The organism is Synechocystis sp. LEGE 06083 (assembly GCF_015207725.1).
In the GTDB taxonomy this organism is placed as follows: Bacteria; Cyanobacteriota; Cyanobacteriia; order Cyanobacteriales; family Microcystaceae; genus Synechocystis; species Synechocystis salina.
Genome location: NZ_JADEWJ010000386.1, coordinates 1 through 2,578 on the forward strand (window position 1 = coordinate 1; position 2,578 = coordinate 2,578).

Below are 2,578 nucleotides of genomic sequence, written 5' to 3' on the forward strand. Positions count from 1 at the left end.
AGCAGGCTGAATGGTTTATCCAAGAAGACCAAAAAGTTTTATTGACAGGGAAAGTTAAAGATATTCCTCGGGAATTTATTCAAACCAGTCACGGGGGAGTACGTATTCTACACACCAAGAAAATTCCCATTACGGACGAAGTGGGTAGGGCAAAATACTTATTAGGGATTTCAGACGATATTACCGAGCTCCTCGAATCAGAACAACGTTTACAGGAATTAGCTCGTCATATTCCCGGGGTAATTTATCAGTTTAGGATGCGTCCCAATGGCACATTTCACTTTCCCTATGCCAGCGAAGGTATCAGTGATATTTATGGCGTTACCCCTGAGGAAGTGCGGGAAAATTCCGATGCAATTTTAGCAGTGCTCCATCCCGACGAATTAGATGGACTTTTTCAATCAATTTACACTTCAGCGGCAAATTTAACCCCTTGGTATTATGAATACCGGGTTTGTTTTCCCGAAGGAAGGGTTATCTGGGTATTGGGTTACGCCACTCCCCAACGGGAAAGCGATGGGGGAACTATTTGGCACGGTTACATTAAGGATATTACTGAACAAAAAGCTAAAGAATATCTACTAATTACGGAAAAAGAGAGGGCAGAAAATGCTGAAAAAATTCTAAAAAAAGCTCAAATTCGCCTCGAACGATTTAATAAAAAATTGAGTTATCTAGTGGATATTGATGGACTAACAAAAATCCCTAACCGTCGCTGTTTTAATGTGCGTATTAAGCAAGAATGGCGCAGATTATCCCGGTCTCAACAACCGTTATCGCTGATTTTATTTGATATCGATTATTTCAAAAATTACAATGATTGTTACGGCCATCCCCAGGGAGATAATTGTTTGATTAGGGTAGCTCGGGGGGTAAGAAAGTCTGTGAGTCGTCCGGCGGATTTGCTAGCTCGTTTTGGGGGAGAAGAATTTGCCATTATCCTGCCGGAAACTGACGGAGAAGGGGCTGTACTGGTAATGCAAAAAGTTGTTAATGCCATCGCCCAGTTGGCGATCGCCCATGAAGCTTCCCCCATCGGTGCGCAAATCACCATTAGCTTAGGCATCAGCACCCAGTTTCCTTCTAAGGAAAATTCCCCCAGGACCCTCATCGAGCAAGCAGACCGGGCCCTGTATGAAGCAAAACGCCGGGGGAGAAATCAATATGTGGTCTGGACGGAGGAACTGGAAGGGGAGTCCTCACTTTCATGAGGTCCCAAGGCTAGGACAGCATCCTTGAGAGCTTCAGAGCGGTCGATATAGCAATTACTTTCGGGTACAAAGCGGAACACTTCTAATTTTTCCAGGCGCCGTTTGGTTTGGCCCGTTGCTCCCACAATGTACACTGCTCGACCTTTTTCCGCTGCCTCTTCAATGGCATTTTCTAGGGCCAGGGAAGCGGTTACTCCCAAATGGGGTACATCACTGACATCGAAAACAATCGCGTCACATTCTTGAATGGCATTATGCTCCCTGGCGATCGCCTTAGCCACCCCAAAAATCATCGGCCCACTCAGTTGGAAGAGCAACACCCGGCCATTGCCCTCATCTAACCAACGTTTTTCATTGGCGGAAAGGAGAATTTCGTCGTCAGCGTCGCTAATACTTTTCACCGCTTCGGACTGCAACGCACTCATACGGTCAATGGTGAGAATATTGGCAATAAATACACCAATACCGACTGCTGCAATTAGATCCACCAGCACCGTCAGGGCGATGACCGCATACATAATCAATGCCCCTTTGATGGAGACATGGTGAGCCCGCTTGAGGAAACCCCAATCGATAATGTCCACCCCAACCTTGAAAGCAATACCCGCCAATACGGCCAGGGGAATGGTAGCCGCCAATTTAGCCGCCCCAAGAATCACCACCAATAACACCATTGCCCGGATCAAGCCAGACAGGGCTGTGCGTCCCCCGGACTGGATATTTACCACCGTCCCCATGGTGGCCCCAGCTCCCCCCAAACCACCAAATAAACCAGACATCACGTTGCCGATGCCCTGGCCGACTAATTCTTTGTTGGAGTTATGTTCTGTGCGGGTCAAGCTATCCGCCACCACCGAAGTCAGGAGGGCATCAATACAGCCCAGCATCCCCAAAACGGCCGCATCGATCAGCATCCTCTGTAACTGATCAGCCTGGAACATTGGTAGTTGTAGAGCGGGCAAGCCAGCCTGAATTTCGCCAATGCGTCGGATATCCAGATCGCCAAACAGAGTGATGGAAATAATTGTCCCTAACACCAAAGCCACCAATTGGGGTGGAGCAAACTTTTTCCAACGGGAAGGCATAAACCAAATAATGCCCACCGTCATCAGGGCCAATAGGGTCTCCACTGGTCTGACATTGCTAACTAGATTCGGTAGGGCCTGGAGGGTGCCAATCACTCCCCCCTTGGGATTAGCTTGGCCAAGGAAGGGGGCCAACTGCAAAATCACCAAAATAATGCCAATGCCAGACATAAAGCCGGAAATGACGGTATAGGGCATCATGGTGACGTATTTGCCCAATTTGAGCAAACCAAAAGCAATCTGGAACAGCCCCGCCATCATCACCACGGTGAAGGCCATGGC

General features: G+C 48.1%; 2 protein-coding genes. One reads left to right on the forward strand and one right to left on the reverse strand.

Translation table 11 applies throughout. The features are described from left to right. The coding region (locus IQ219_RS18870; protein ID WP_194073632.1) for a GGDEF domain-containing protein at positions 1–1,211 on the forward strand (1,211 nt) is incomplete at its 5' end. On the opposite strand, the gene IQ219_RS18875 is transcribed toward IQ219_RS18870, so the two are convergent. Continuing rightward, on the reverse strand, positions 1,160–2,578 hold a 1,419-nt coding region (locus tag IQ219_RS18875; RefSeq protein WP_194073633.1), incomplete at its 5' end, for a SulP family inorganic anion transporter. The genes IQ219_RS18870 and IQ219_RS18875 overlap by 52 nt on opposite strands.